Here is a 23,582-nt window from a genome sequence, read left to right on the forward strand (position 1 = left end):
TTGCTCCGAGGAGACCTCATGCGGCTCGGCGATCTGGTCGTGGACACCACGCCCCTGCGCCACAGCAAGGAGTTCCGCTACCTGTTCATCGCCCGCATGGTGTCGTTGTTCGGGTTCGGCCTGACCACCGTCGCCATCCCGGTGCAGATCTACGACCTCACCGGCTCGTCCCTCCACGTGTCCCTGGTCAGCGTGGTCATCATGGTGCCGATGCTGGTCGGCACGCTGGCCGGCGGGGTGCTCGCGGACCGGGTGGACCGCCGCCGGCTGATCGTGCTGGCGCGGGCCGGTGTCGTGCCGGTGTTCGCGCTGCTCGCGTTGAACGCGTTGCTCGACCCCGCGCAGCTCTGGGTGATCTACCTGTGCGCGGCGCTCAACAGCGTGCTCAACGGCCTGAGCGCGACCGCCCTGATGGCCGCCACGCCCGCGATCGTCGGCCGCGACCAGCTCGCGTCGGCGGGCGCGCTGATGGCGATCACCGCGGAGCTGGGCGCGATCGTCGGGCCGTCCCTGGGCGGCGCGCTCACCGCCGCGTTCGGCCTGTCGGCGAACTACGCGCTGACCGGGGTCGCCACGCTGGTGACCACGTCGCTGGTCGCGTTGATCCGGCCGCTGCCGCCCACCGGCCCGGTCGACGAGAGCCCGCTGCGGTCCATCGCGGAGGGGCTGCGGTTCGTGGCGCGCAGCCGCGTCGTCGCGGGCCTGCTGCTGATCGACATGTGCGTCGCCCTGTTCACCATGCCGTTCGCGTTGTTCCCGGAGATCGCCGAACGGGTCTTCGCGGGCGGCGCGGGCGTGGTCGGCCTCCTGTACGCCGCGCCCGCCGCGGGCGCGATGATCGCCGCGTCGGCGAGCGGCTGGACCGGCCGCGTCCGGCACACCGGCCGCTACCTGGTGGCCGCGACCGTCGCGTGCGGCGCGGCGGTGGCGTTGTTCGGGCTCAGCGGCGGCGCGCTGTGGCTCGCGCTGACCGCGCTGGCGCTGCTCGGCGCGGCCGACACGGTCTCGGAAATCCTCCGCCGGTCCCTGTTGCAGCACAACACCCCCGACCACCTCCAGGGCCGGGTGAGCAGCCTGTGGCTGGCGCAGACGAACGTCGGGCCCGCGCTGGGCAACTTCGAGGCGGGCCTGCTGGCCCGGCTGGTCGGGCCGCTGACGGCGGTGGTCGCGGGCGGCGCGCTGTGCGTGGCGACCTCCGCCGCCGTCGGCGCGGCGATGCCCGCGCTGCGCCGGGCGAGCCTGCTCGACCCGTCCGCCGACGAACTGGCCGGGGACGCCGCGTAGGGCCGGGGACGCCGCGCGGCGTCCCCGGCCCTACGGGTCAGTGCGGGAGCGGACCGGCAAGCCACGCAGCGCCCGGCCCGCCGGATCTCAGTCCTCGTCCTGCTGGTGGTGGTCGAAGTTCTCCTCGCCCCGCTTCCAGTACCCGTCCACGTCGTAGGCGTCGCGGTGCAGGCCGCGCTCGTCCCGCAGGTGGCGGCGGATCGGTTTGAGCGCGCCCGCTTCGCCCGCCACCCAGGCGAAGCCGTCGCCCTCGGGCAGCACCAGCGCCGCGATCGCGTCGTGCAGCAGCGCGCCGCCCGCGGGCGCGCCCGCGCGGTGCAGCCACGTCAACCGCACGTCGGCCTTCGACACCAGGGGCAGTTGCTCGTTCTCGTCGGCGACCTCGACGAACGCGTAGATCCGCTCGCCCTCCTCCGCCTGCTCCAGCCACCGCGCGATGGCGGGCAGCGCGGTCTCGTCGCCCGCGACCACGTACCAGTCGAGCCCCTTGGGCACCAGCACCGAGCCGCGCGGCCCGAGCACGCCCACCGCGTTGCCCTCGACCGCGCCCGCCGCCCAGGACGAGCCGGGACCGTCGCCGTGCAGCACGAAGTCGATGTCGAGTTCGCCCGCGCCGGCGCGGTACTCCCGCACGGTGTAGTCCCGGAACGTGGGACGTGGCGCGTTCGGGTCGCGCTCCAGACCTTCGGGACCGAGCTTCGGCATGTTCGGCACACCGTCGCGGTCGTCGGGGAAGAACAGCTTGACGTGGTCGGCGGGCGCGGCCTCCCGGAAGCCCGCGAGGTCCGGGCCGGCCAGCGTCACGCGGACCATGCGCGGCGTCAGCCGGCGGACCGCCTTCACCCGCAGCACGCGGGGCACGAGGTCGTACTGCACGACCTCCGGCGCGGCGGCGGTCACGGCGACTCCACCAGGCTCCGGGGGCGCAGGTCCGTCCACTCGCGCTCCACGTACTCGACGCACGCCTGCCGGGTGTCCGGGCCGTGCGCGACCGCCCAGCCCGCGGGCACCTCGGCGAACTCCGGCCAGAGCGAGTGCTGGCCCTCGTCGTTGACCAGGACCAGGAAGGTGCCTGCCTCGTCGTCGAACGGATTGGTCACGACCAACTCCCCAATCTATTTGGTTAGGCTCACCTTACCCAGGAGCGCGGGCTTCCACCACGGGCAGATCGGGCATCCATCCACTGTGGACCGGTTCAGCGCGTGCCGTCCGGCCCGTTCCGCAGCGACGGGCCGAGCGCGGCGAGCGCCGCCTCCACCCCGGCCGCGCACACCTCGTCGTAGGGCGCGTCCGGGTAGACCATCACGCAGTCGGCGAGCCCGCCCAGCGCCACCGTCGCCCGCACCTCGTCCACCAGGCTCGGCTCCGGGCCGACCAGCAGCAGGCCGAGCCGCTGCCGCCACTCCCAGATCAGCTCGACCAGGCCCACGTCCTGCAACGACGACAGCTCCTGCACGACCAGCGTCACCACCTCGCGGTGGCGGTGGTGGAGCGCGAAGAAACCCTCCAGCAGGGCGCGTGGCGTCGGCCGGGCGCGTTCCGCGTCCGCCACGAACGCGCCGCCGTCGTCCACCAGCGGCTGCACGATGCTGCGCACCAGGTCCTCGCGTGACGCGAAGTGGTAGTACAGCGCGGGTTTGGTGATGCCCAGCCGGTCGGCGATGTCCTGGAGGCTGGTGCGCCCGAGCCCCTGCTTGAGGAACAGCTCGCGCGCCACCGCCTGCGCCCGAGCCCTCGTGTCGGACCTGCTCCTGGACATTCCCGCAGCATAACGACCTAACGGTAGGTAAGCCCTTGCGGCACGCCGCCACCCTCCTTACCATCCGTTAAGTAAGTAGAGGGGAGAAGGACGTGCGGGTGTTGATATCGGGGGCGAGCATCGCGGGCCCCGTCCTGGCTTACTGGCTGAGCCGCCACGGCTTCGCCGTGACCGTGGTCGAGCGCGCGCCCGCGTTGCGCAAGACCGGCGGCCACTCGATCGACCTGTTCCGACCCGCGATGGACATCGCCGAGTGGATGGGCGTGCTGCCCGCCGTGCGGGAGCTGAAGACCGGCACCGACTGGATGACCGTGCACAGCCCGGGGAAGCGCCCGGTGGAGGTCGACCTGCGCCGGGTGTTCGGCGCGGTGTCGGACCGGCACGTCGAGATCATGCGCGACGACCTGAGCGAGGTGTTCCACGACGCCGGCCGCGACGACGTGGAGTACGTCTTCGGCGACTCGATCACGTCCATCTCGCCGGACGGCGAGGTGACGTTCGAACACGGCGCGCCACGCCGGTTCGACGTCGTGGTGGGCGCGGACGGGCTGCACTCCAACGTGCGGCGGCTGGCGTTCGGCGACGTGCGCGAGGAGTTCATCGGCGCGTACCTGGCGGTCCAGTCGCTGCCCGCCGAGTTCGGCGCGGAGGGCCGCACCACCGCCCACGTCCGACCCGGCCGGCTCGCCGCCGTGTACACCGCGCGGCACCTGCCGGACGCGCGGGCGGTGTTCCTGTTCCACGGCGAGCGGGTGGACTACCACCACCGGGACGTGGCCCGGCAGCGGGAAATGCTGCGGGCGGCGTTCGCCGACGTGGACGGCGTGGCGGACTGGCTGGGCGGTGACGGCGCGTTCTACTTCGACTCGGTGACCCAGCTCCGCATGGACACGTGGTCACGCGGCCGGGTCACGCTGGTCGGCGACGCGGGTTACTGCCCGGGGCCGGCGGTGGGCGGTAGCACCAGCCTGGCCGTGGTCGGCGCGTACGTGCTGGCGGGCGAACTGGCCGCGGCGAACGGCGACCACGTGCGCGCGTTCGCCGCGTACGAGCGGGAGATGGGCGACTACGTCCGGCGCAGCCGGGAGTTCGCGGTCCGGTCGGCGCAGCGGATCGTGCCGCGCACCGAGCGGGACGTGTGGCTGCTGCGCAACGGGTTCCGGGCCGTCACGCACCTGCCCGCGCCGATCGGGCGGGCACTGGCCAAGCTCAACTCCAACGGCTTGCGGCTGCACGACACCGTGCGGCTCAAGGACTACGGCGGGCGGCGGGCCGTTCAACCGAGGTGAGCGCGGGCCGCGCCCCGGCGCGGCCCGTCACCAGACGATGGACTCCAACGAGTCCAGCGGCCGGCGTTCCTCCACCGCCTCGGGCACGACGAACGCGTCCGCGGCCCGCAGCGACTCCGGGAAGCTGAAGCCGCACCGCGCCTCCACCTCCGCCAGCCGCACCTGGTACACCCGGAACTCGTCCAGCTCCAGCGACTCCAGCTGGTTCAGGTTCTGGGTCAGCACGAACGCCCGCGCCTTCAGCGCGCCCTTCTCCACGAACGCGATGACCTTCCAGAACTCGCGCGGCAGCCGCACGCCGCGGAACACCCGGTCGTCCGCCTGGAACACCGGGCCGCCGTAGACGCTGACCCTCAGGTCGTCCACCTCGACGTCGGCCAGCACGGCCTCCTCCAGCAGGCCCCACAGCCCGCGCCGCGCGCTCTGGTTGAAATCGTCCATCTGGGGCGTGATGTTGGTGAAGTAGAACGAGTCGGTGTTGGCGCGCGCCGCCTCGGACTTGGTGCCCCACAACAGGTCCGCACGCCGCGCGAGGTGGCCGCGGTCGAGGCGGTTGTCCCGGTACAGCTCGTCGCCGACCTGGTACTCCGCCGGGATGCGCGGGTCGAGCACGAACGGGATGCCGCTGCGGTTCAACGTCTTCAGCGTCCGGCCGTCGATGTTCCACGCCACCCAGAACGCGAACCGCCGCGACTTGCTCATCGCCAGCGAGAAGTGCGTGTAGTCCAGGACTTCGCTGCCGTCCAGGGTCACCGCGTCCGCCCGCGCCTCGGCGCCGAGCACCGGCAGGCCCGCGTCGACGCCGAGGAACCCGGGCGCGAACCCGGTCCGCTCGGCCGCGGCCACCGCCTCCGGCTTCGGCGGGTGCAGGGTGATGTCGAGCTTCTCGAACACCGACTGCGGCAGGCACGCCAACGCGTGCTCCTCGCCGCCGCCCGCCGCCTCGCCGCCGAAGTGCAGCCCCGCCATGGTCCGGGTGGTCTTGCCGTTGCCCGCCTTGAAGACCCACACCGCGCCGGAGTCGCCGCCGGTGCTGATCTCGCCGCCGGGACCCGGTCGCGCCGGGTCCGGACCGATCTCGAAGCAGCCGATCTCCTTGACCCCGGCCGCACCGCCGTAGTCGAGCTTCACGATGGCGTCCACGCGCCGCACGACGCCGTGCGTGACACCCGTCGTGCGACCGCTCTTGACGACCTTGTCGCCGAGTTCCGGCTCGCCGATCCGGTCGAGGGCGACGCCGAGATCGAGGATCTCGGACACGAACGCGCGGTTCTCGACGGTGGCGATCGCGCAGTCGCCCGCGGCGCCGAGGTGCGACCGGACCAGCCGCCCGAGCCGGTTCCGGTCCGCGCGGTTGTCGTCGTGGGGGCCCGGTTGGACGACGGTGTCGCCGATCTCGCCGTGCGGTCCGTGCAGGACGTGCCAGTTGGACAGCACGTAAGGCGTGCCGTCGGCGCGGTCGTAGACGATGCAGCCGATGGTGCCCGCCGCGACCTTCACGTTGCCGACGCTCGCGCCGGGCGCGACGGGGTCGAGACGGACCTTCCGGTCGCCCGACGCGCGCTCCGGGACCACCTGGAAGTTCACCTTGTAGTCGCGTTGCAGCACATCGGTCGGCACGGTCACGCCGTCCACGGCGACCGACTCGGGCAGCAGCCGGGTGCCCAGGGACTCCAACTGCTCCGGCGCGGCCTTCTCCTTGACCGTGAACTGGACGGCGACCTCGTCCGTGGGCTTGCCGTCCACCACCTTGTAGCCGATGCCGATGGACGACACGTTGTCGTCACGCAGGTAATCCGAGCCCTTGGTGCGCACGAACTGCCTGAGCGCGGCCAGCAGCTTCTCGTTCTTCTTCTTGACCATGAGCGCAAACCCCCTGTGTGCGCACGTCGGTGCCTTGCTGTCGACGCCCCCCAGAGCGCTGTTAGCCACCGGTGAGCCGGTTCACCCGTTCAACGCAACCCGCACGGCCAAACGCCGTGATCAAGTGTGGCCGAGCGCGAAGACGCTAACACCAACGGGTGACAGCCCGCCGGTGAACGCCGGGTGTCGACCCGGGGCTTCGGGAAACCCACCACCGCCAGGATGCCGCCCGGAACGCGGTCCGACCACCCGGTGTTGACACCGGGGACCCGGCAATTGATCATCGCGAGGTGGCGGAATCAACCGGGGAACGCCTGGTCGGCGGCAACAGCACGGCCGAGGTGGTGCGCATCGGCGACGCCGTGCACCGCACGCGTGGCGCGCGGTCGGACTTCACCGCCGACGTGCTGCGGCACCTGGAAGCCGTCGGCTACCCGCACGCGCCCCGGTACCTCGGCGTGGACGACCTCGGCCGGGACGTCTTCAGCTACCTCCCCGGCAACACCACCGACCACCCCTCGCAGCGGGCGGAGGGCGCGTACGCGCTCGCCGGGACGATGCTCCGGCGGCTCCACGAGGCGACCGCCGGGCACCCCCTCGCCGGTGACCGGGAGTGCGTCGTCCACGGCGACGCGGGCCCGTTCAACACCATCTGCCGGGACGGCCTCCCGGTCGCCTTCATCGACTGGACGGGGTGCGCACCCGGCTCGGCCCTGGACGACCTGGGCTACCTGGCGTGGACGTGGTGCGTCCAGTCGGTCGGGCACGTGCCGATCGAGGACCAGGCCGCGCACCTGCGTGAACTGCGTGACGGGTACGGCGATGTGGACGCGGGTGCGCTCATCGGCGCGATGGTCGAGCAGCAGACGCGCATCGCGGTGGCGGAAACCGCGAACCTCCACGATCCCCGGCTCGACCCGGTCCGGCGCGCCCACGCCCGGCGGGCCGTCGACTGGGCCGAAGCCGACCGCGCGCTGGTCCAGCAGCACCACGAGTTGCTGCTGTCGGCGCTGCGGGACGGGTGACCGCCGCTCAGCCCTGCCCGGGCAGGGGCGTCCTGGCCGAGCGGTAGGAGCCGCCACGCGTGGGGCTCCACAGCCGCCAGTGCTTCGCCGACAGCCGGAACGGGAGGTTGTCCGCCAGGTGGCGGACGCCGGCCGGCAGCCGTTCGTCGGCGGGCAGGTTGAGCCACAGGGAGAGCGACGACCCGGCGGTGCCGAACGTCGCGCGCACGCCCGACTCGCCCAGCAGCCGGCCGTAACCGTCCACCGCGAAGCCACCGAACGCGTCGGGGGTGATGTCGGGGTACGGGACGCCGGTCGCCGGGTCGACCAGGCGCACCGGCGTGCGGTAGGTCAGGGCGGCCAGGGAGTGGCCGTAGGAGGTGACGGCGTCGGTGCCCGCTTCGGCGAGGACGTCGAGCGCGCCGGGCGCGGAATCCGGTCGGACGTGCCACTCGGTGTGGGTTCGCGCGCGGTGCCGGGGACCGCCGAAGCGCTCGGTCGCGAGCGCCACCAGCCGCGCCGTCGCCTCCTCCGGTCCACCCGCGGCGACCTGGAACGCCCACGCCGGCGACGACGGCGGTTCGGCGCAGGCCGCGACGAAGTCCCGCACGCGCCGGAACGCCTCGTGCGGGCGCTTCACGCGCAGCGAGTGCGCGCCACCCGCGGTCGCGGGCAGCCCGTCGTAGGTCACCACCCGCGTCCGCGCCATGCGGTGATCATAGGTTCGCCCGCGGCTCGTGGCCGGTGCCCGGCCGGGCGTCGAGCGCGTCGAGCTGCCGCTGGATCCGCTCGGCGTCGGCATCACGCCCCTGCTCCCGGCACGACTCCAACGCCTGCTGCCACGTCGCACGCGCGAGGTCGGGCCGGTCGAGGGCGACGTGGGTGTGGCCGAGGTGGTCGAGGGTGTCGGCGCAGTAGTAGGTGTCGCCGATGGCTCGGTACAGCGCGAGCGCCTGGTGGTAGTGGTGGACGGCCCGGTCGTGGTGGCCGTCGTGGTGCTCGATGTAGCCGAGGCTGTCCAGCGTGGCGGCCTCGCCGTCGGGGTTGTGGTGCAGCCGGTGGAGGGCCAACGCGGCTTCGCAGTGCTCACGTGCCGCGTCGTAGCTGCCCGCGCGGGCCGAGTACCAGCCCACCAGGTTGAGCGCGTCGGCTTCCCACGCGGGGTCGTCCCGGGCGCGGTAGAGGTCCAGGGACCGCCGCGCGTGGTCGAGCGCCCGGTGGTCGTCGCCCCGCACCTCCCACGCGGCCGCGAGGTCGAGGTGCGCGTGTGCCTGCTGCTCGGTGTCGTCGTGGTGCTCGGCCAGGACGAGGGCCCGGTGCAGGTGCTCGGTCGCCTCCTCGTGCCTGCCCAGGCGGTTGTGCGCGCCGCCGAGGAAGCGCAGGGTGCGGACGCGGGTCGTGGGGTCGGGCAGGTGCTCGGCGGCGTCCAGCGCCACCCGCCACACGGCCAGGTCGTCGTGGAGGTGCCCGCACCGCTGGTGGAAGACGGTCAGCGCCCAGGCCAGGTGCCACGCCCCGGCGTGCCGGTGCTCGGCGGCGGCGGTGCGCTGGGCGGCGAGCAGGTGGGCGTGCTCGCCGCCCAGCCAGGCCAGCGCCGCCGGTTGGTCGGGCAGCGGGTGCGGTCGCACGCCGGGCGCGGGCGGATCCGCCGCGAGCACCGCGGCGTGCGGCGCCAGCAGGCCCTGCGCGCCGCGGGCGGTGTGCAGGTAGAAGTCGACCACCCGCGCCAGCGCCGCCGACCGCGTCGCCGGGGGCAGGTCGTCGGCGAGCGTGGTGGCGTAGGCGCGGACCAGGTCGTGCATGGCGTAACGCCCGCCGGGGCGGCGCTCGACCAGCGAGGCGTCCGCCAGCACGCGCAGCACCCGGTGTGCTTCCGCCACCGGCCGCCCGAGGAGGCACACCGCCGCGGGGAAGCCCGTGTCCGGGCCGGGCGCGATGGCGAGCAACGTGAACGCGGCGCGCTGCGCCGGCGTCAGGCCGCGCAGCGACCAGGACAGCACGGCCCGGAGGCTCGCGGCGGGGTCCTCGTCGTCCAGCACGTCGAGGCCGAGGTCGCGCAGTTCGGCGGCGACCTCGGCCAGCGGGAGGTGCGGGCGGGTCGCGGCGTGGCGGGCGGTGATCGCGAGCGCGAGGGGGTGCCGCCCGCACAGCTCGACCAGTTCCCGGACGGCGTCGGATTCGGTGGCCACCCGCCCGCCGCCGAGGCGCTCGACCAGCAGGGCGCGTGCCTCGGCGTGGGAGAGCACGTCCAGGTGGAGGTGGCGTGCGCCGTACCGGTCGATCAGCGCGGCGAGCGTGCGGCGGCCCGTGGTCAGGACCGCGCAGGTCGGGGTGCCGGGCAGCAGCGGGGCGACCTGGTCGACGCCGGCGGCGTTGTCCAGCACGACCAGCACCCGCCTGCCCGCGAGCAGGCTGCGGTACAGCGCCGTCCGGGCGGCCAGGTCGGTGGGCACGCGGCCGGGGTCGACGCCGAGCGCGTCGAGGAAGCCGCGCACGGCGGTCGCGGGGTGCAGGGGCTCGCTGTCCGGGCTGAACCCGCGCAGGTCGACGAACAGCTGCCCGTCGGGGAACCGGTCGACGTGCCGGTGCGCCCAGTGCAGCGCCAGCCACGTCTTGCCGATCCCGCCCACCCCGGACAACGCCGAGATCACCACCGCGCCGCCCGAGGCCCGGTCCACGGCGGTGGTGAGGGCACCCAGTTCGTTCGCGCGGCCCACGAAGCCGGCCGGGGCCGGTGGGAGCTGCCGCGGCACCGGCCGGGGCTGCGCCGCGACGTGGAGGTGCACGCCGCCGGTCACCACGCCCGCCTGCACCACCACGCCCGGCACCTGGTCGGCGACCACCTCGTTGCGCGCGTCGGCGGCAGGTGGCCGGTCGTGGCCCGTCATCGGCGCCTCCCGACCTCGTCCCGGACGGCTCCGAGGCTACGAGACCCGCCGCCGTCCCGACCCGAACCGGGCCGGCAACCACCCGCACGAGGCAACCGGGCTACTCGAAGGCCGCCACGTCCGCCAGGTCCACCGCCGCCGCGAACGCCTCCTCCGTCGCACCGTCGTCGCTGTCGTAGTCCACGGCGATCCGCCACCGGCCGGCGGACCGGCGGCTGAACACGTGGAACCGGCCGTGGAACACCTTGGGCTCGCCCGAGCGGACGGCGTCGATGCGGAAGAGGCCGCGCTCAGCGGCCACATCCGCGCCGACGAGCCGTTCGACGAAGCGGAACCGGATGTCGAGCGCTCCCCCGTCCGCCGCCACGCGGGCGAACCACTCGGTGGTCTGCCGGGCGTAGTCGGCGTGGCCCAGCACCTGGCCGATCACCCCGCCGGCGCGGATGAGGCCGGGTTCGTGCAGGTCGAGGAAGGCCGCGGCGTCCAGGTTCCGGTAGTGCCCGCGGAACGGTTCCCACACGTCGCGGTTGAGTTCCCGGAGCGCTCCGCTCACGGACATGGTCGAGTCGTCTCCATCTCGCGGAGCGTACTCGCGCGCACCCCACCGGGTAACCGGTTTACCGGGCTACCGTCCACAAAGGACTTCACGCGCTCCGCCAACGAGGTTGCCGCTTCCGCCGGCGCCCCCGCCCAACGCGGCTGCCGCACCCCGCCCCCGCATGACCGCGGACTCCACCGGTGCGGCTCCCGCCTCGCCCACGCGACCGCCGCACCACCGCCGCCCCTACCCAACGCGGCTGCCACACCCCCCCGCATGACCGCATGACCGCGGACTCCACCGGCGCGGCTCCCGCGGTCCGGCCCTCAGTCGGCTGCTACCACCAGGGCCTGCGGCGCGGCCTGCTTGATCCTGGTGCGCAACCACTTCACCTGGATCGCGGTCTCCCCCTCCCACCGGCGCACCACGGCGAAAAGCCCGGCATCCCGCAGCCCCTGCGCGGCCTGGCCCACGACGGTCCAGCACAGCTCGCACTCGGTCGCCATCAGGTACAGGTCGTGCAGGTCGCGCACCAGGCCCAGCCCACCGGTGCGGGTGCCGCGGAACAGCTCGGAGTGCAGCCGCTCCGGCTCGTCGGGCGCGTCCTCGGCGTAACGGCGCGCGAACGGTTCCAGGTCGCGGGCGTGCCGGTCGCACCGCCGCGCCTGCCGGGCGCACTGCTCGGCCACGTCCGGCTCGTCGCCGTGGGCCGCGCCGACCTCGCGGAACGCGTCGCCGAGGGTGAGCTGCGCGCGGTGCAGCAGCCCGAGGTAGTGGGCGAGGTGCACGCCTCAGCCCTCCTTCACCACGGCGACCGCGGTCGCCTTGTACAGCGGTTGCTTGGACACCGGGTCCCACCTGGTGGCGACCAGCTCGTTGGCCGCCCGGCCGGCGTCGGCCACCGGCCCGGCCGCGTCGAGGTCCCAGTACCCGTAGTGGAACGGCACGAACACCACGCCACGCCGCGTGCCGCCGACGCGGGCCGGCAGGCGCAGCTCGCCCCGCGCGGAGCGCACCAGCACGGGGTCGCCGTCCGCGATGCCCAGTTCCCGCGCGTCGTCGGGGTGCAGCTGCACCCACGGCTCCGGCGCGGCGGCCTGGAGTTCCGGCGCACGCGCGGTCTTCGTCCTGGTGTGGAACTGGTAGAGGGTGCGGCCGGTGGTCAGCACCAGCGGGTACTCGTCGGTGGGCGTCTCGGCGCCCGGTTCGTACGCCACCGCGTGCAGGAACGCCCGCCCCGCCGGGTTCTTCGCCCGGTACTCCTCCGCGCCGAACTCCGCTCCGGTGGCGAGGTCGTGGCCGTACGACTCGCAGTAGTCCGGGTCGGTGTTGAACCGCTCGGCGTACAGCCGCTCGCCACCCCACTGCACGCCGCTGCCGCTGCGCAGGTCCGCGTACCCGATGCCGGTGTAGTCGCACGGCCGCCCGCGTGAGCACTCCTGCCACGCCGCGTAGGCGGATTCGGCGTCGTGCCAGCGGATCAACGGGTCGCCGTGGCGGTCGCGGAAGTCCATGCGGCGGGCGTAGTCCAGGAAGATGTCCAGGTCCGGGCGCGCCTCGCCGGGTGGTTCCACGGCCTTGTCGGACAGGTGGACGGTGCGGTCGGCGTTGGTGAACGTGCCGGTCTTCTCGCCCCACGCGGCGGCGGGCAGCACCACGTCGGCCAGCCGGGCGGTCTCGGTGAGGAAGATGTCCTGCACCACCACGAACAGCTCCTCGCGGCTGAGGACGCGGCGGATCCGCGCCAGCTCCGGCAACGACACGGCCGGGTTCGTCGCGGAGATCCACAGCAGTTCGACGGACCCCTGCTCGGCGTACCGGAAGACCTGCATGGCGTGCGTGGGCGGCGACCAGTGCGGGATGACGGCCTCGTCCACCCGCCACAGCTCGGCCAGTTCCCGGATGTGCTCGGGGTTGTCCCAGTTGCGCATACCGGGCAGGTCGCCGTCCGCGCCCGTCTCGCGGGTGTTCTGCGCGGTCGGCTGGCCGTTCATCTGGCACAGCCCCGCACCCGGCCGCCCGATCATGCCGCGCAGCAGGTGCAGGTTGTTCACCTGGCACGCCGCCGCCGTGGCCTGGTTCGACTGGTAGAAGCCCTGGAGGACGGTGGAGAACAGCCGGTCGGCCGTGCCGACGAGTTCCGCCGCCTCCTCGACCCGGGCGGCGGGCACGCCGCACACGTCCGCCACGTGCGCGCTGGTGTACGGCTCGACGGTCGCCCGCAACGCCTCGAACCCCAGGGTCCGCCGCCGCACGAAGTCCTCGTCCACCCGACCCCGCGCGATCACCTCCCGCAGCAACCCGTTGAGCAGCGCCACGTTCGTGCCCGGCCGCACCGCCAGGTGCACGTCGGCCTCCGCCGTCACGGGGGTGTCGCGCGGGTCCACCGCGAGCATCGCCGGCGCGTCGTGACCACGTCGGCGGTCCAGCACGCGGCTCCACAGCACGGCCTGCGTCTCGGCGGCGTTGTGGCCCCACAGGGCGATCGCGTCGCAGTGGTCGACGTCGGTGTACGAGCCGGGCTGCCCGTCGGTGCCGAAGCTCGCCTTCAGCGCCGCGGCGGCCGTGGCCGTGCACAGCCTGGTGTTGCCGTCCATGTGCGGTGTGCCGATCCCGGCCTTCCCGATCACGGACAGGGTGTAATACTCCTCCAGGAACAGCTGCCCGCTGGTGTGAAACCCGAACCGGCCCCAGCCGCCGGGTTTCGCCAGCAGCTCGCGCGAGCGGGCCGTGATCCGGTCCATGGCCTCGTCCCACGTGGCTTCGACGAGCCGCGAACCCTCGCGCACCAGTGGCCGGGTGAGCCGATCGGGACTCGCGTTCGCCTGCCAGCCGTACACGTCCTTGGGGTCGAGCCGGCCCCGGTTGACCCGGTCCTCCGCCCGTCCGCGCACGCCCACCAGGCGACCGTCCCGCACGCCGAGGTCCAGCGCGTCGCCGTCGGAGTGCAGCACCGACGCCGTCCGCACCCATTTGTCCGGGATGTCCACCAAGTGCTGATCGACGCGCACCGGCCACTCCTCACCGGGCCCGTACGGCGCGCGCTCGCCCCACGGGTCGGTCACCGCATCGCGTTCGGCCATACGGGGTGGGTTTCCCCGTCACCGCGAGTTGACACCCGCCTGTACACGGAAACGACCACCCACGATCACCTTGGGCGTGTACGCATCCAAAGATGCGCGCGCCCCGTCACGCATTTGTGCCGGCGGGCGCATGTCACCGCGAAGGGCGGCGGTCGTCCGCCGCCCCGGAAGGAGGCACACCGCACATGTCCCCCTTGACCCGGCGAACCCTGATCGCCGGTGGCATCGCGAGCGCGGGCGTCACCGCGCTCTCGTCCGGCACGGCGACCGCCGCCGCCTACCCGTTCACGCTCGGCGTCGCCTCCGGCGAACCCGCGCCGGACGGCTTCGTGCTCTGGACGCGCCTCGCGCCCAGCCCGCTCAACGCCGACGGCCTGGGCGGCATGTCCGCCGCGGACGTCCCGGTCGAGTGGCAGGTCGCCGACGACGAGCGGTTCGCACGGGTGGTGCGGTCCGGCTCGGTCACCACCACCCGCGCGTGGGCGCACAGCGCGCACGTCGAGGTGACCGGCCTCCAGCCGGGCCGCGACTACTTCTACCGGTTCCGCGCACAGGGCTTCATCTCACCCACCGGCCGCGCGGTCACCGCGCCCGCGCCCGGCACGTCGCCCGCGTTGACGATGCTGTTCACCTCGTGCTCGCACTACGAGGCGGGCTACTTCACCGCGTACCGCCGGATGGCGGAGGAGCACCCGCACCTGGTGCTGCACCTCGGCGACTACATCTACGAGGGCGCGGCGTCCACCACCAACGTCCGCAAGCACGCCCCGGCGGTCGAGATCTCCGGCCTGGCCGACTACCGCGTCCGGCACGCGCAGTACAAGACGGACCCGGATCTCCAGGCGGCACATGCCATCGCGCCGTGGCTACCAGTATGGGACGATCATGAAGTAGAGAACAACTACGCCAACCTGGTGCGCAACGACGGATCGCCCGCGGGCGACTTCCGCGCCCGTCGCGCCGCGGCCTACAAGGCGTACTACGAGCACATGCCGCTGCGGTCCGCGCAAATCCCGGTGGCGGAGAACATGCGGTTGTACCGGCGCGTCCGGTGGGGCGGCTTGGCCACGTTCCACATGCTCGACACCCGGCAGTACCGCGACGACCAGGCGTGCGGCGACGGCACCAAGGTCTGCCCGGAAGCCGACGACCCGAGTCGCACCCTCACCGGCGCCGCGCAGGAGGCGTGGTTGCTGGACGGGATGCGGCAGCGGCTCGGCACCTGGGACTTCCTCGGCCAGCAGGTGTTCTTCGCGCAACGGCTGGCGTCGGCGGACGGCGCGAAGTCCATGGACTCGTGGGACGGCTACAGCGCCAACCGCGACCGCCTCCAGCGCGGCTGGGACGCCGCCGGGTTGAGGAACACCGTCGTGCTGACCGGCGACGTCCACCGGTCGTGGGCGAGCAACCTGATGAACAACTACAAGACCCAGGACCGGATCGTCGGCACCGAACTGGTGACCACGTCGGTCACCTCGGGCGGGGACGGCAACGCGACCGAGAACGGCCTGTCCGACCTCAACCCGCACGTGAAGTTCTACAAGAACCTGCGCGGCTACGTCCGCACCGTCACCACACCGACGCAGGTCGCCGTCGACTTCCGCTTCGTGGACCGGGTGACCACGCGTGACTACCCGGTGAAGACCTTGCAGAGCTACGTCATCGAGGCGGGCAACCCCGGATTGCAGGCGCCGTGAAAAAGGTCATCGCCACAACCGCGATCCTCGTGCTCCTGAGCGCCACACCCGCGGGCGCCGCACCGACATGGACAACGGTGAACTCCACCTCCACCGGCGACCAGGACAACGCGGCCGTATCCGCCGTCCGCTCCGGTTACACGGCAGTGGTCTGGGAGGACGACCGGGACAACGCCGCTCCCGAAGACCCCCTGCACAGCGACATCTGGCTCCGCCTGTACCGCAACGGGGTCTCCCAGTACGAGAAGAAGTTGTCGGCGGGCGGCACCGGGAACTGGACGCACGTGCAGCCGGACGTGTCGCTCCACGACGACGGCAGCGCGGTCGTCGCGTGGTCGGAAGACCCGGACGGCAACGGCTACTACAACATCGCGGTCCGCGTGGTGCGCACCGACGGCACAGTGGCGGGCTCCGCGAGGGCGAACGCCGAGACGGGCGGACAGCAGAGCCGACCCGCGGTCGCGGCAGACCCGGATTCCGCGGGCTTCGCGGTGGCCTGGGAGGACAAGCAGTCCACCACCAACCCGACCGTGCGAGTAGCGGGATTCGCGTCCGTGACGTCGAAGACGTACGAAGTACAGGCGCACGCGAACGGCGGCACGCACCAACGACCGGACGTGGCCATGGGCGCGGCGGGCAACGCGATCGTCGTCTGGGACGAGGACGCCGACGCCAACGGCGCGTTCAACATCAGCCGCAAGGTACTCACCCCCACGGGCAGCGTGAAGGTGGCACAGGACGTGGCGAACGCGGCGACCGACGGACAGCAACGCAACGCGTCGGTGGCAGCGAACTTCAACGGCGACTTCGCCATAGCCTGGGAAACCAACCACACCGGCACACCGCAAACAGCAACCCGCTCGTTCAACGCCACCGCCACACCACAATCCGCAGTGGACACGACAACCCCCGGCACAGACCCGCAGATCGGCATCGACGACCAGCGATCGTCAGCAGTAGCAACCACAACCAACGCCGACATCCACGTGCAGGGCTTCAACCCGGACGGCACGACAACCGGCAGACTGGCCCGACAACCCACGGTCCAGACCGCGATCGGCAAGCAGGACGAGCCCGCACTAGGCGTAGACGCGTGGGGCTTGATCACCGTCGTGTACACCGACGACAACGACGGCAACAATTTCGACCAGATCTACCTGGGCACCGGCTGGCAGAACACTTCCTGGTAAACCTGGTTGCCCCACCACAGTGCACCCCCGTCGTGTTCTCCCCGTATGGCCTGCGCGCCAGCGAACCGCGCTCGTTCCCTGGGCGCAAACACGCTTTTCGTTTGCGCCCAGGGAACGAGTGTGGTTGTCTTGACCAGGTCATGCGGGGAGAGCACGACGGCGCTTTGACAGTTCTCCTTGGCGGTCTGCCAAGCGGCGAGCGTCGCTTTTAAAACCCCCGGACTCAGCCGAACCGCCCATGCACGTAGTCCGAAGTACGCGAGTCCACCGGCGAGTTGAACACCCCGTCCGTGTCCCCTTGTTCCACGATGTGCCCCGGCTCCCCGTTCTCCGCGAGGAAGAACGCGCACCTCTGCGACACACGGGCCGCCTGCTGCATGTTGTGCGTGACGATCACGATCGTCACCTGCGTCCGCAGCTCCGCGATGGTCTCCTCGATGCGGCGCGTGGACGTCGGGTCCAGTGCCGAACACGGCTCGTCCATCAGAAGCACGTCGGGCCGCACCGCCAACGACCGCGCGATGCACAGCCGCTGCTGCTGACCCCCGGACAACGCCCCACCCGGCTGACGGAGCCGGTCACGAACCTCGTTCCACAGCCCGGCCCGCGTCAGGCACTCCTCCACCAACTCCTCGCGCTCGCCGCGCGACACGGACTTCCCGGTCAACTTCAACCCGGCCGTCACGTTGTCGGCGATCGACATCGCCGGGAACGGGTTGGGCTTCTGGAACACCATGCCGATGCGGCGGCGGGTCTCGGTGATGGGTCGGCCCGCCTGGTAGATGTCCGCGCCGTCCAACCGGACCTCACCCGCCAGCGCCGCCGACGGCACCAGCTCGTGCATCCGGTTCAGGATCCGCAGGAAGGTCGACTTGCCACAGCCGGAGGGTCCGATCAGGGCGGTCACCGTTCCCGCGTCCATGGTCAGCGAGACCCGGTCCAGCACCTTGCGCGCGCCGAACCACGCCGTCACGTCCACCGCGTCCAGGGTCGCTCCGGTGATGCGCTCCGGCAACAGGGCAGTCCCTGTTGCCACCTCGCCAGCCTCCCCACCGACCCCCGTGCCGACCTTCCCACCGACCCCCGCCCCGACCTCCACGCGGCCCCCCTCAGTCTGCTGCACGTGCGCGACCGTAGGCCCCACGCCGAAATCCGAGGTGAACCACGCGTGCACCCGACATGGCCGTCGACCACGTTGGCTGTGCGTTCACCCACCGGGTGAGGCGCGAGAGCGCAACCTTCCCCGGCGGGTGGTGGTTCCAGCGCGGTGACGTGCGGCAACGTTCTCCACGCCCCCACCGGGGGCCAGGAAATCGTTGAGGGACAAGGAGATTCCCGATGCGCTCCACGTTGAAGTCGGCGGCCGTGCTGGTCGCGGGTGCCGCGGCGGTCGCCGTGCTCGCGGGCACCGCCCAGGCGGACCCGTCCGTCACCCCGGCCGCCGGCGACCTCGTCGGCGTCGGCTCGGACACCACGCAGGACGTGGCCCAGAAGCTGGGCGACCTGTACAACGCCAAGACCCCGACCCCGGCCGCCAAGGTCTACTCGTGGCACGCCACCGGTGGCGGCACGATCACGCCGAAGGCGGGTGCGCCCACCATCACCCGCCCGAACGGCTCTTCGGCCGGCATTTCCGCGCTGATCGCCGACGGCACCGCGCACAACATCGACTACGCCCGCTCCTCGCGGACGCCGAAGGCGGACGGCTCCGAGGCCAACTACGCCTTCATCGAGTTCGGGCGGGACACCGTCACCTTCGCGACGGCCGCCACCTCCAACGTCCCCACCACTTTGACCACCCTCGCACTGAACAAGCTCTACTCGTCGGCCGCCGGCAGCCCGGACTGCGCCTACACCGCCTACCTCCCGCAGGCGGGGTCGGGCACCCGTTCGTTCTTCCTCGCCAGCATCGGCGTGACCACGCCGGGCACGTGCGCGAAGGACACGTTCGGCGGCAACCCCGTGCAGGAGCACAGCGCCGCCCCGCTGGTCGGTGACCCGAACGCGATCGCGCCGTTCTCGGTCGGCCGCGCCGTGGGCGTCACCACCATCAAGGTCGGTTCGGTGGACGACTCGGTCCGCCCGGTCGGCCTGCCCGCCAACGTCACCGCCCGCGTGAGCCCGATCGACGGCCAGGCCGTCACCACCGGTGGTGTCGTGGCGTACGACCGGCCGCTGTTCAACGTGATCCGCAAGGCCGACAAGACCGTGGCCAAGTTCTCGTCGTTCTTCGGGAGCCTCGGCTACATCTGCACCAACGCCGCCGCCAAGAACGCCGTGAAGACGGCGGGCTTCCGCTTGTCCAGCAACTGCGGGGTCGACCGCAACTGACCTTCTCTTCTCGAGCCCGGCGGCCATAGGGCCGCCGGGTTCTCCCTTCCACCAGAAAGCGCCGGGCTCTCCCTTCCACCAGAAAGCAGAGATATGCGCACCATCGCAGCTATCAGCGTCGCAACGGCTATCGCCATCACCCTCCCCACGTCCGCCCACGCCGATGCCACCCAGACCGGCTCCACCCCGATCACCACTCCCGGCTATGAATTCAGCCTGATCGGCGAGCACAACCTCCCCGGCACCACGAGATACGCGGGCACCACCGTCGGCGGCATCACCGGCGTCGACTACGACCAGGCGAGCGGCGGCTTCCGGCTGCTCTCCGACGACCGCGGCGACACCCGCTTCTACACCGGCCGGTTCACGCTGCACGGCAACTGCCCCAAGCCCGTGCTGACCGGTGTGAGCCGGCTGCGCGAGGCCGACGGCGGCCGGATCGCCGGTGCCGACCCGCAGGCGCTGCGTTACGACGCCGCGACCCGGCGGGTGCTGTGGGCCGACGCGGGCGAGCGCACCACCCGGCTGAAGACCGACCCGGCGGTGCGCGAGGCGACGGCCAAGGGCACGCACGTGGGCCGGTTCGCCACGCCGGACGTGCAGAAGGTCGCGGTCGACGGGCAGGGCGCGCAACGCGGCCTCTCGCTGTCCGGCCTGGCTCTCACCCCGGACGGCGGGCAGGTCCTGACCGCCTTGCGCGGGCCTCTCGCGCAGGACGGCGACGCCATCCGACTCACCTTGCACGACCGCGCGTCGGGCGACCCCCTCGTGCAGTTCGCGTACCGCGCGGAGAACGGCATCAGCGAGATCCTGAGCCTCGACGAGAGCCGCTTCCTGGTGCTGGAGCAGGCGGGCGCGAACTCCGCCAAGCTGTACGAGATCGACTTCGCGCTCGGCGCGACGAACGTGGCCGACCTGCCCGCGCTGGCCGGGCAGAGCTTCCTCCCGGTCACCAAGCGCCTGGTGCTCGACCTGACCCGGCTGGGCCTCAAGCGGGTGGACGACCTGGAGGCCGCGACGTGGGGCCCGACGCTCGCGGACGGCACCCGCACGCTGGTCTTCGTGTCGGACAACGGCCTCGACCGCCGTCAGCACACGCAGTTGATCGCGGTGAAGGTCCGGCTGCTCTGACGCAACGGGGCCTTCCCCGCTTCACAAAGGGGGGAAGGCCCCGCAACCACCGGCAAGCTCAAGCTGCTTTAAGTCCACACTGAAATCACTAATGGAATAAACTAACCGCAAGCTCGACAACCCGACAGCAAGCCCGACAACCCGCTCACCGCAGCTCGCACCACCCACTCACCGCGGCTCCCACCACCCGCTCACAGCAGATTCGGCACCAGCACCACCGAAGCGTGCTCGAACACCTGCCACGACGCCGCCAACAACACCGGGACACCCACCATCCAGGTCTCCCACCGCCCCCACCGCAGAACCGCCCACACCGCCGCCGCCACCGCCGCCAGCAACACCTGCAACCACAACACCAGCGGCACGAGGCCGCCGGGGTCGTGGCTCATCGGCTTCTCCTCCGGCAGCAGCACGGCGGGCCGCGCGCCGGCCGGCGCGGCCTGGTCGAGCAGGGTGGCGTCCAGGTACACCGCCCGATCGGCGCGCAGCGGCAGGCCCAGGAAGTCCTCCCCCTCCGCGGTCACCAGCACCAGCCTGCCCTTGCCGCGCGCCACCGGCGGCGGGGTGGGGTCGCCGTCGCGGCGCACTCGGTCGACGCGGTAGGTGAACCGGCCCTGGCCGGTGGTCGCGTTGATCTCGTCACCCTCGCGCAACGCCGTGATGTGCTTGAACGGCCCGCCCGACGTCACCGCTCGGCCCATCACCACCGCCACCCCGGCCTGGCCGGGCAGCGGCGACGTCCGCAGGTGCCCGGGTCCTTCGGCGAGCTGCGCGCCCGCCGTGCCCTCCACCACGACCTGCGTCAGGCCCAGGCCCGGCACCTCCAGCACGGCCACCGGGTGACCCGGCTCGATCGCGCCGCTGGTCGGCATCTCGATGGCGGCCAGCTCCTCGCGTGCCTGCGCGTACCTCAGGTCCTGCCCCCGCTCGTACCGGATGGGACCGATCAGCAGCAGGTAGGCCGCGAAGTCCAGCAGCAGCACGGAGAGCACCAGCAGGACGCGCCGCAGCAGCACGACCTCCAGCGGCGACCTCACGCGCCACCCCGGCGGAACAGCCGGGCGGCCCACCGCCGCACCGGGTGGCCGGGCGTGCCCGCCGCCGACACCACCGGCGCGAGCACCCCGGCGAGCAACCCGATGCCGAGCAGGGAGGGCAGCAGCCACCGCCCGAACGAGGACGTGTCCGCACGCGTCGCCACGCTCGTCACCGGCCGCGTCGCGCTCGACGGCGGCGGCGCGGTGGTGGTGACCACCGGCGACGCGGCGGCCGGCGGCGTGCCCGCCTCGTCGAGCACCGGGTTCGCCGGCGGCGGGAGCAGGCCGCCCGCCGGGTCCTGGGCCAGCTCCGGCGGTGGCGGTGGCACCTCGCCCTGCTGCCGCCGCACCGCCGCCGCGGCCTCGCGGGTCTGCTTGCGCAGCGGTTCGCTCAACGCCAGGTACCCCACCGGCAGGTTGCCGACGGCGGTGCCGTACTCCTGGCCCGGTCCGGCCGCGTACTCCAGGAACGTGGCGTAGTTGTCGGCTTCCGACCGGGGCAGCCCGCTGGTCGGCACGCCCGCGTAGACCACTGTCGTGCCGGGGTACGCCCGGCCGTCCAGCTTGGCCTGGTCGACGGTGAGGATGCCGGTCTTCGGGTCGAGCGCGGTGGCGCGCAACCCGAACGCCATCGAGTCCTGGTCGGGCTGGACGAAGTTGCCCGCCGGCGTCCGCAGCGCCGCCGAGCGCAGGCCGAACACCGACGTGTCCGCCAGGTCGGTGATGGCGAGCAACGCGCGGCTGCCGGTCTGCTGCCGCTCCGGCCGCTTGTACACCGTCTGGCCGTTGTCGATGGTCTCGTTGGTGGTGGCGGTCGGGCGGGCCTGCACCAACGCCACCGCCGCGCTCACCACGGACGACACCTGGTTGGCCACCAGGTTGAACCACAACTGGTCCTTGTACGCGGGCGCGCTCCCGGGCACCCGCCAGTCGTCCCGCAGCTCGAACTGCGCGTACGGCAGGGTTTGCGCGCGGTACTTCGGGTTGACGACCATGCCGTCCTCGTCGGGTGCGCCGGCCAGCCACGCCGTCGCCGCCTGGTCCGCCGCGATGTACGCGGTGAGCGCCCACGTCAGGTCCAGGTCGCCCTGGACGAACAACGGGTAGGCCGACGGCGCGACGCCGACCGCGCGCAGCTCCAGGCCCGGGTTGGCGCGCAACAGCTCCGGGTCGCTGCCCCACCACGTCGGGTTGCCCGCGATCGCCGGGTGCGTCTCGATGCCCGGCGCGGCGGCGGTGTAGGACTGGGTGAGCATCTTCAGCAGCAGCCGCGGGGTGAGGTTCAACCGGGTGACCTCGCCGCCGGACGCGTGGTCGAGCAGGAAGCCCACCGTGAAACCGGTCGTGGCGACCGGTGCGTAGACCACGGGCGCCGGTGGGTCGGTCTCCGGCGACCGCGCGGTCAGCACGGCGTTCACGCCGTCGGACCGCCGTTCTTCGAGGTTGGTGTGGAACTGGCGGCGTGCCTCGCCCTCGCCGAGGCTGGTGTAGCCGAGCTTGAACAGGCCGCGGTCGAGGCAGAACCGGGGCCGCCAGCTCGCCATCAGCTGCGCCAGGTAGGGCGAGCCGGTGACGCTGGTCTCGGGGCGGCTGTCCGAACCGCACACCTGCTGCGTCTTCCGGAACGACAGCGGGAACGCGAACCGCCGCTCCCAGTTGGTCGGTGTCTTCCAGGTGGACGCGTCGCGGAACGACGAGGACTCCGCGCCCGGCTTGCACGACTCCACCCACTCCTCCAGCAGGAGCTGGTCGTCGGGCAGGCAGTGCGGGTCGCCGATCGGCACCAGGACCAGCGAGCACTCCGCCGCGTCGGTGCAGCCGAGGCTGGGCAGCTGGTCGCCGGGCAGCAGCTCGATGTCCACCGCGCCCCTGCCGTCCGGCCCGGTCTCGGCCAGCAGGGTGGGCGGCAGCACGAAGTTGTAGGTGTCGGGCGACAGGTCCGGCGGCGCTCCGGCGCGGACCGAGCCGTCCGGCCACGCGGCGGGCTTCCCGGCTTCGTCGACGGCCACCGGGTCCCACGAGTAGCGCTGGCCGTCGCGCGCGGTGAAGGACATGACGGTGGACAGGTTCGCGCTGTCGTCGCCGAAATCGCCGAACAGACCCCGGTCCCACGCGGTGGCGTCGTTGAACGTGCCGAACTCCATACCGCGCCCGGCCGCCCAGCACCGCTCGCGGGTCACCTGCGCCGCGGGGCCCCAGCACTGCATGATGACGACCGGGTAGCTCGCGCCTACGCCGGAGCCGCGGGTCGGCCGCAACCCCTCCCACGACACCTTCACCCGCTGCCGCACCAGGTCCGCGGTCTGCGAGACGGTCACCGAGCCGCGGGTCGCGCCGCCGGGGTGGTACCACTGGTCGAAGTCCTGGGTGGCGGTCACCGGCCGCGCGCCGGGCGCGGGCGCCACCACGGCCGCCGTGCTCATCGGTGCGGTCAAGTAGACGAGCACCACCACAAGTCCCGCCACAAGGGCCCTACGCATCAGAACTC

Annotated in this window: 19 protein-coding genes; 7 read left to right on the forward strand and 12 right to left on the reverse strand. The window is 72.5% G+C overall.

Translation table 11 applies throughout. The annotated features are described in order from the left end of the window. Positions 1–18: 18 nt before the first annotated feature. Complete coding sequence (entS, locus tag KZQ38_RS06880; RefSeq protein ID WP_219439731.1) at positions 19–1,284, forward strand: enterobactin transporter EntS; 1,266 nt, start codon at positions 19–21, stop codon at positions 1,282–1,284. Between the two features lie 87 nt (positions 1,285–1,371). On the opposite strand, the gene KZQ38_RS06885 is transcribed toward entS, so the two are convergent. The 3 genes from KZQ38_RS06885 to KZQ38_RS06895 all read right to left on the reverse strand — a co-directional run bounded on the left by KZQ38_RS06885 (position 1,372) and on the right by KZQ38_RS06895 (position 3,043). After that, positions 1,372–2,184: a siderophore-interacting protein gene (locus tag KZQ38_RS06885; protein WP_219439733.1), complete on the reverse strand. Its 813-nt coding sequence runs from the start codon at positions 2,182–2,184 to the stop codon at positions 1,372–1,374. Beyond that, positions 2,181–2,384, reverse strand: a complete 204-nt coding sequence (locus KZQ38_RS06890) for an MbtH family protein (protein WP_219439735.1) — start codon at positions 2,382–2,384, stop codon at positions 2,181–2,183. Before KZQ38_RS06890 ends, KZQ38_RS06885 begins: the two co-directional genes overlap by 4 nt. A 95-nt stretch (positions 2,385–2,479) precedes the next feature. After that, positions 2,480–3,043, reverse strand: a complete 564-nt coding sequence (locus KZQ38_RS06895; protein ID WP_219439737.1) for a TetR/AcrR family transcriptional regulator — start codon at positions 3,041–3,043, stop codon at positions 2,480–2,482. Positions 3,044–3,135: 92 nt separating this feature from the next. On the opposite strand from KZQ38_RS06895, the gene KZQ38_RS06900 reads away from it, so the two are divergent. After that, positions 3,136–4,332, forward strand: coding sequence for an FAD-dependent monooxygenase (locus tag KZQ38_RS06900; protein WP_219439739.1), 1,197 nt, complete (start codon positions 3,136–3,138; stop codon positions 4,330–4,332). A gap of 27 nt (positions 4,333–4,359) precedes the next feature. Here KZQ38_RS06900 and KZQ38_RS06905 read toward each other — a convergent pair whose 3' ends face one another. Further along, positions 4,360–6,195 carry a DNA/RNA non-specific endonuclease gene (locus KZQ38_RS06905; RefSeq protein ID WP_219439741.1) on the reverse strand — a complete coding sequence of 612 codons (1,836 nt, stop codon included), beginning with the start codon at positions 6,193–6,195 and terminating at the stop codon, positions 4,360–4,362. Between the two features lie 290 nt (positions 6,196–6,485). On the opposite strand from KZQ38_RS06905, the gene KZQ38_RS06910 reads away from it, so the two are divergent. Next, entirely contained in the window at positions 6,486–7,220 is a 735-nt protein-coding gene (locus KZQ38_RS06910; RefSeq protein WP_219439743.1) for a phosphotransferase, read from the forward strand. Positions 7,221–7,227: 7 nt separating this feature from the next. On the opposite strand, the gene KZQ38_RS06915 is transcribed toward KZQ38_RS06910, so the two are convergent. The 5 genes from KZQ38_RS06915 to KZQ38_RS06935 form a co-directional block, all read right to left on the reverse strand. Next, positions 7,228–7,908 carry a hypothetical protein gene (locus KZQ38_RS06915; RefSeq protein ID WP_219439745.1) on the reverse strand — a complete coding sequence of 227 codons (681 nt, stop codon included), beginning with the start codon at positions 7,906–7,908 and terminating at the stop codon, positions 7,228–7,230. A gap of 7 nt (positions 7,909–7,915) precedes the next feature. Next, positions 7,916–10,087: an ATP-binding protein gene (locus KZQ38_RS06920; protein WP_219439747.1), complete on the reverse strand. Its 2,172-nt coding sequence runs from the start codon at positions 10,085–10,087 to the stop codon at positions 7,916–7,918. Positions 10,088–10,187: 100 nt separating this feature from the next. Then, positions 10,188–10,646, reverse strand: coding sequence for a YybH family protein (locus KZQ38_RS06925; RefSeq protein ID WP_219439749.1), 459 nt, complete (start codon positions 10,644–10,646; stop codon positions 10,188–10,190). 305 nt (positions 10,647–10,951) lie between these two features. After that, positions 10,952–11,413 carry a hypothetical protein gene (locus KZQ38_RS06930; RefSeq protein ID WP_219439751.1) on the reverse strand — a complete coding sequence of 154 codons (462 nt, stop codon included), beginning with the start codon at positions 11,411–11,413 and terminating at the stop codon, positions 10,952–10,954. A gap of 3 nt (positions 11,414–11,416) precedes the next feature. Beyond that, complete coding sequence (locus KZQ38_RS06935) at positions 11,417–13,708, reverse strand: molybdopterin oxidoreductase family protein (protein ID WP_219439753.1); 2,292 nt, start codon at positions 13,706–13,708, stop codon at positions 11,417–11,419. A 185-nt stretch (positions 13,709–13,893) separates the two neighbouring features. On the opposite strand from KZQ38_RS06935, the gene KZQ38_RS06940 reads away from it, so the two are divergent. Both KZQ38_RS06940 and KZQ38_RS06945 read left to right on the forward strand, forming a co-directional pair. After that, on the forward strand, positions 13,894–15,405 hold the full coding sequence (locus KZQ38_RS06940; RefSeq protein WP_219439755.1) for an alkaline phosphatase D family protein: 1,512 nt from the start codon (positions 13,894–13,896) through the stop codon (positions 15,403–15,405). A 77-nt stretch (positions 15,406–15,482) separates the two neighbouring features. Next, entirely contained in the window at positions 15,483–16,595 is a 1,113-nt protein-coding gene (locus tag KZQ38_RS06945; protein WP_308258282.1) for a hypothetical protein, read from the forward strand. A 223-nt stretch (positions 16,596–16,818) separates the two neighbouring features. Here the strand turns inward: KZQ38_RS06945 and KZQ38_RS06950 are convergent, their stop codons facing one another. After that, positions 16,819–17,598, reverse strand: a complete 780-nt coding sequence (locus KZQ38_RS06950; protein WP_372452220.1) for a phosphate ABC transporter ATP-binding protein — start codon at positions 17,596–17,598, stop codon at positions 16,819–16,821. A gap of 335 nt (positions 17,599–17,933) precedes the next feature. On the opposite strand from KZQ38_RS06950, the gene KZQ38_RS06955 reads away from it, so the two are divergent. Both KZQ38_RS06955 and KZQ38_RS06960 read left to right on the forward strand, forming a co-directional pair. Further along, positions 17,934–18,926: a type 2 periplasmic-binding domain-containing protein gene (locus tag KZQ38_RS06955; RefSeq protein ID WP_219439759.1), complete on the forward strand. Its 993-nt coding sequence runs from the start codon at positions 17,934–17,936 to the stop codon at positions 18,924–18,926. A 93-nt stretch (positions 18,927–19,019) separates the two neighbouring features. Beyond that, positions 19,020–20,057: an esterase-like activity of phytase family protein gene (locus KZQ38_RS06960; protein ID WP_219439761.1), complete on the forward strand. Its 1,038-nt coding sequence runs from the start codon at positions 19,020–19,022 to the stop codon at positions 20,055–20,057. Between the two features lie 191 nt (positions 20,058–20,248). Here KZQ38_RS06960 and KZQ38_RS06965 read toward each other — a convergent pair whose 3' ends face one another. Both KZQ38_RS06965 and KZQ38_RS06970 read right to left on the reverse strand, forming a co-directional pair. Beyond that, positions 20,249–21,094 carry a sortase domain-containing protein gene (locus KZQ38_RS06965; protein ID WP_219439763.1) on the reverse strand — a complete coding sequence of 282 codons (846 nt, stop codon included), beginning with the start codon at positions 21,092–21,094 and terminating at the stop codon, positions 20,249–20,251. Next, on the reverse strand, positions 21,091–23,574 hold the full coding sequence (locus KZQ38_RS06970) for a hypothetical protein (protein WP_219439765.1): 2,484 nt from the start codon (positions 23,572–23,574) through the stop codon (positions 21,091–21,093). Before KZQ38_RS06970 ends, KZQ38_RS06965 begins: the two co-directional genes overlap by 4 nt. Positions 23,575–23,582: the final 8 nt, after the last annotated feature.

The sequence above is a fragment of the Saccharothrix obliqua genome (assembly GCF_019375475.1).
Lineage (GTDB): Bacteria > Actinomycetota > Actinomycetes > Mycobacteriales > Pseudonocardiaceae > Actinosynnema > Actinosynnema obliqua.

Bases quoted from the DNA above. Each gene is read 5' to 3' on its own strand.
- entS (WP_219439731.1), top strand. From the start codon at position 19: ATGCGGCTCGGCGATCTGGTCGTGGACACCACGCCCCTGCGCCACAGC.
- KZQ38_RS06895 (WP_219439737.1), bottom strand. From the start codon at position 3,043: ATGTCCAGGAGCAGGTCCGACACGAGGGCTCGGGCGCAGGCGGTGGCG.
- KZQ38_RS06905 (WP_219439741.1), bottom strand. From the start codon at position 6,195: ATGGTCAAGAAGAAGAACGAGAAGCTGCTGGCCGCGCTCAGGCAGTTC.
- KZQ38_RS06915 (WP_219439745.1), bottom strand. From the start codon at position 7,908: ATGGCGCGGACGCGGGTGGTGACCTACGACGGGCTGCCCGCGACCGCG.
- KZQ38_RS06920 (WP_219439747.1), bottom strand. From the start codon at position 10,087: ATGACGGGCCACGACCGGCCACCTGCCGCCGACGCGCGCAACGAGGTG.
- KZQ38_RS06925 (WP_219439749.1), bottom strand. From the start codon at position 10,646: ATGTCCGTGAGCGGAGCGCTCCGGGAACTCAACCGCGACGTGTGGGAA.
- KZQ38_RS06935 (WP_219439753.1), bottom strand. From the start codon at position 13,708: ATGGCCGAACGCGATGCGGTGACCGACCCGTGGGGCGAGCGCGCGCCG.
- KZQ38_RS06940 (WP_219439755.1), top strand. From the start codon at position 13,894: ATGTCCCCCTTGACCCGGCGAACCCTGATCGCCGGTGGCATCGCGAGC.
- KZQ38_RS06955 (WP_219439759.1), top strand. From the start codon at position 17,934: ATGCGCTCCACGTTGAAGTCGGCGGCCGTGCTGGTCGCGGGTGCCGCG.
- KZQ38_RS06960 (WP_219439761.1), top strand. From the start codon at position 19,020: ATGCGCACCATCGCAGCTATCAGCGTCGCAACGGCTATCGCCATCACC.
- KZQ38_RS06970 (WP_219439765.1), bottom strand. From the start codon at position 23,574: ATGCGTAGGGCCCTTGTGGCGGGACTTGTGGTGGTGCTCGTCTACTTG.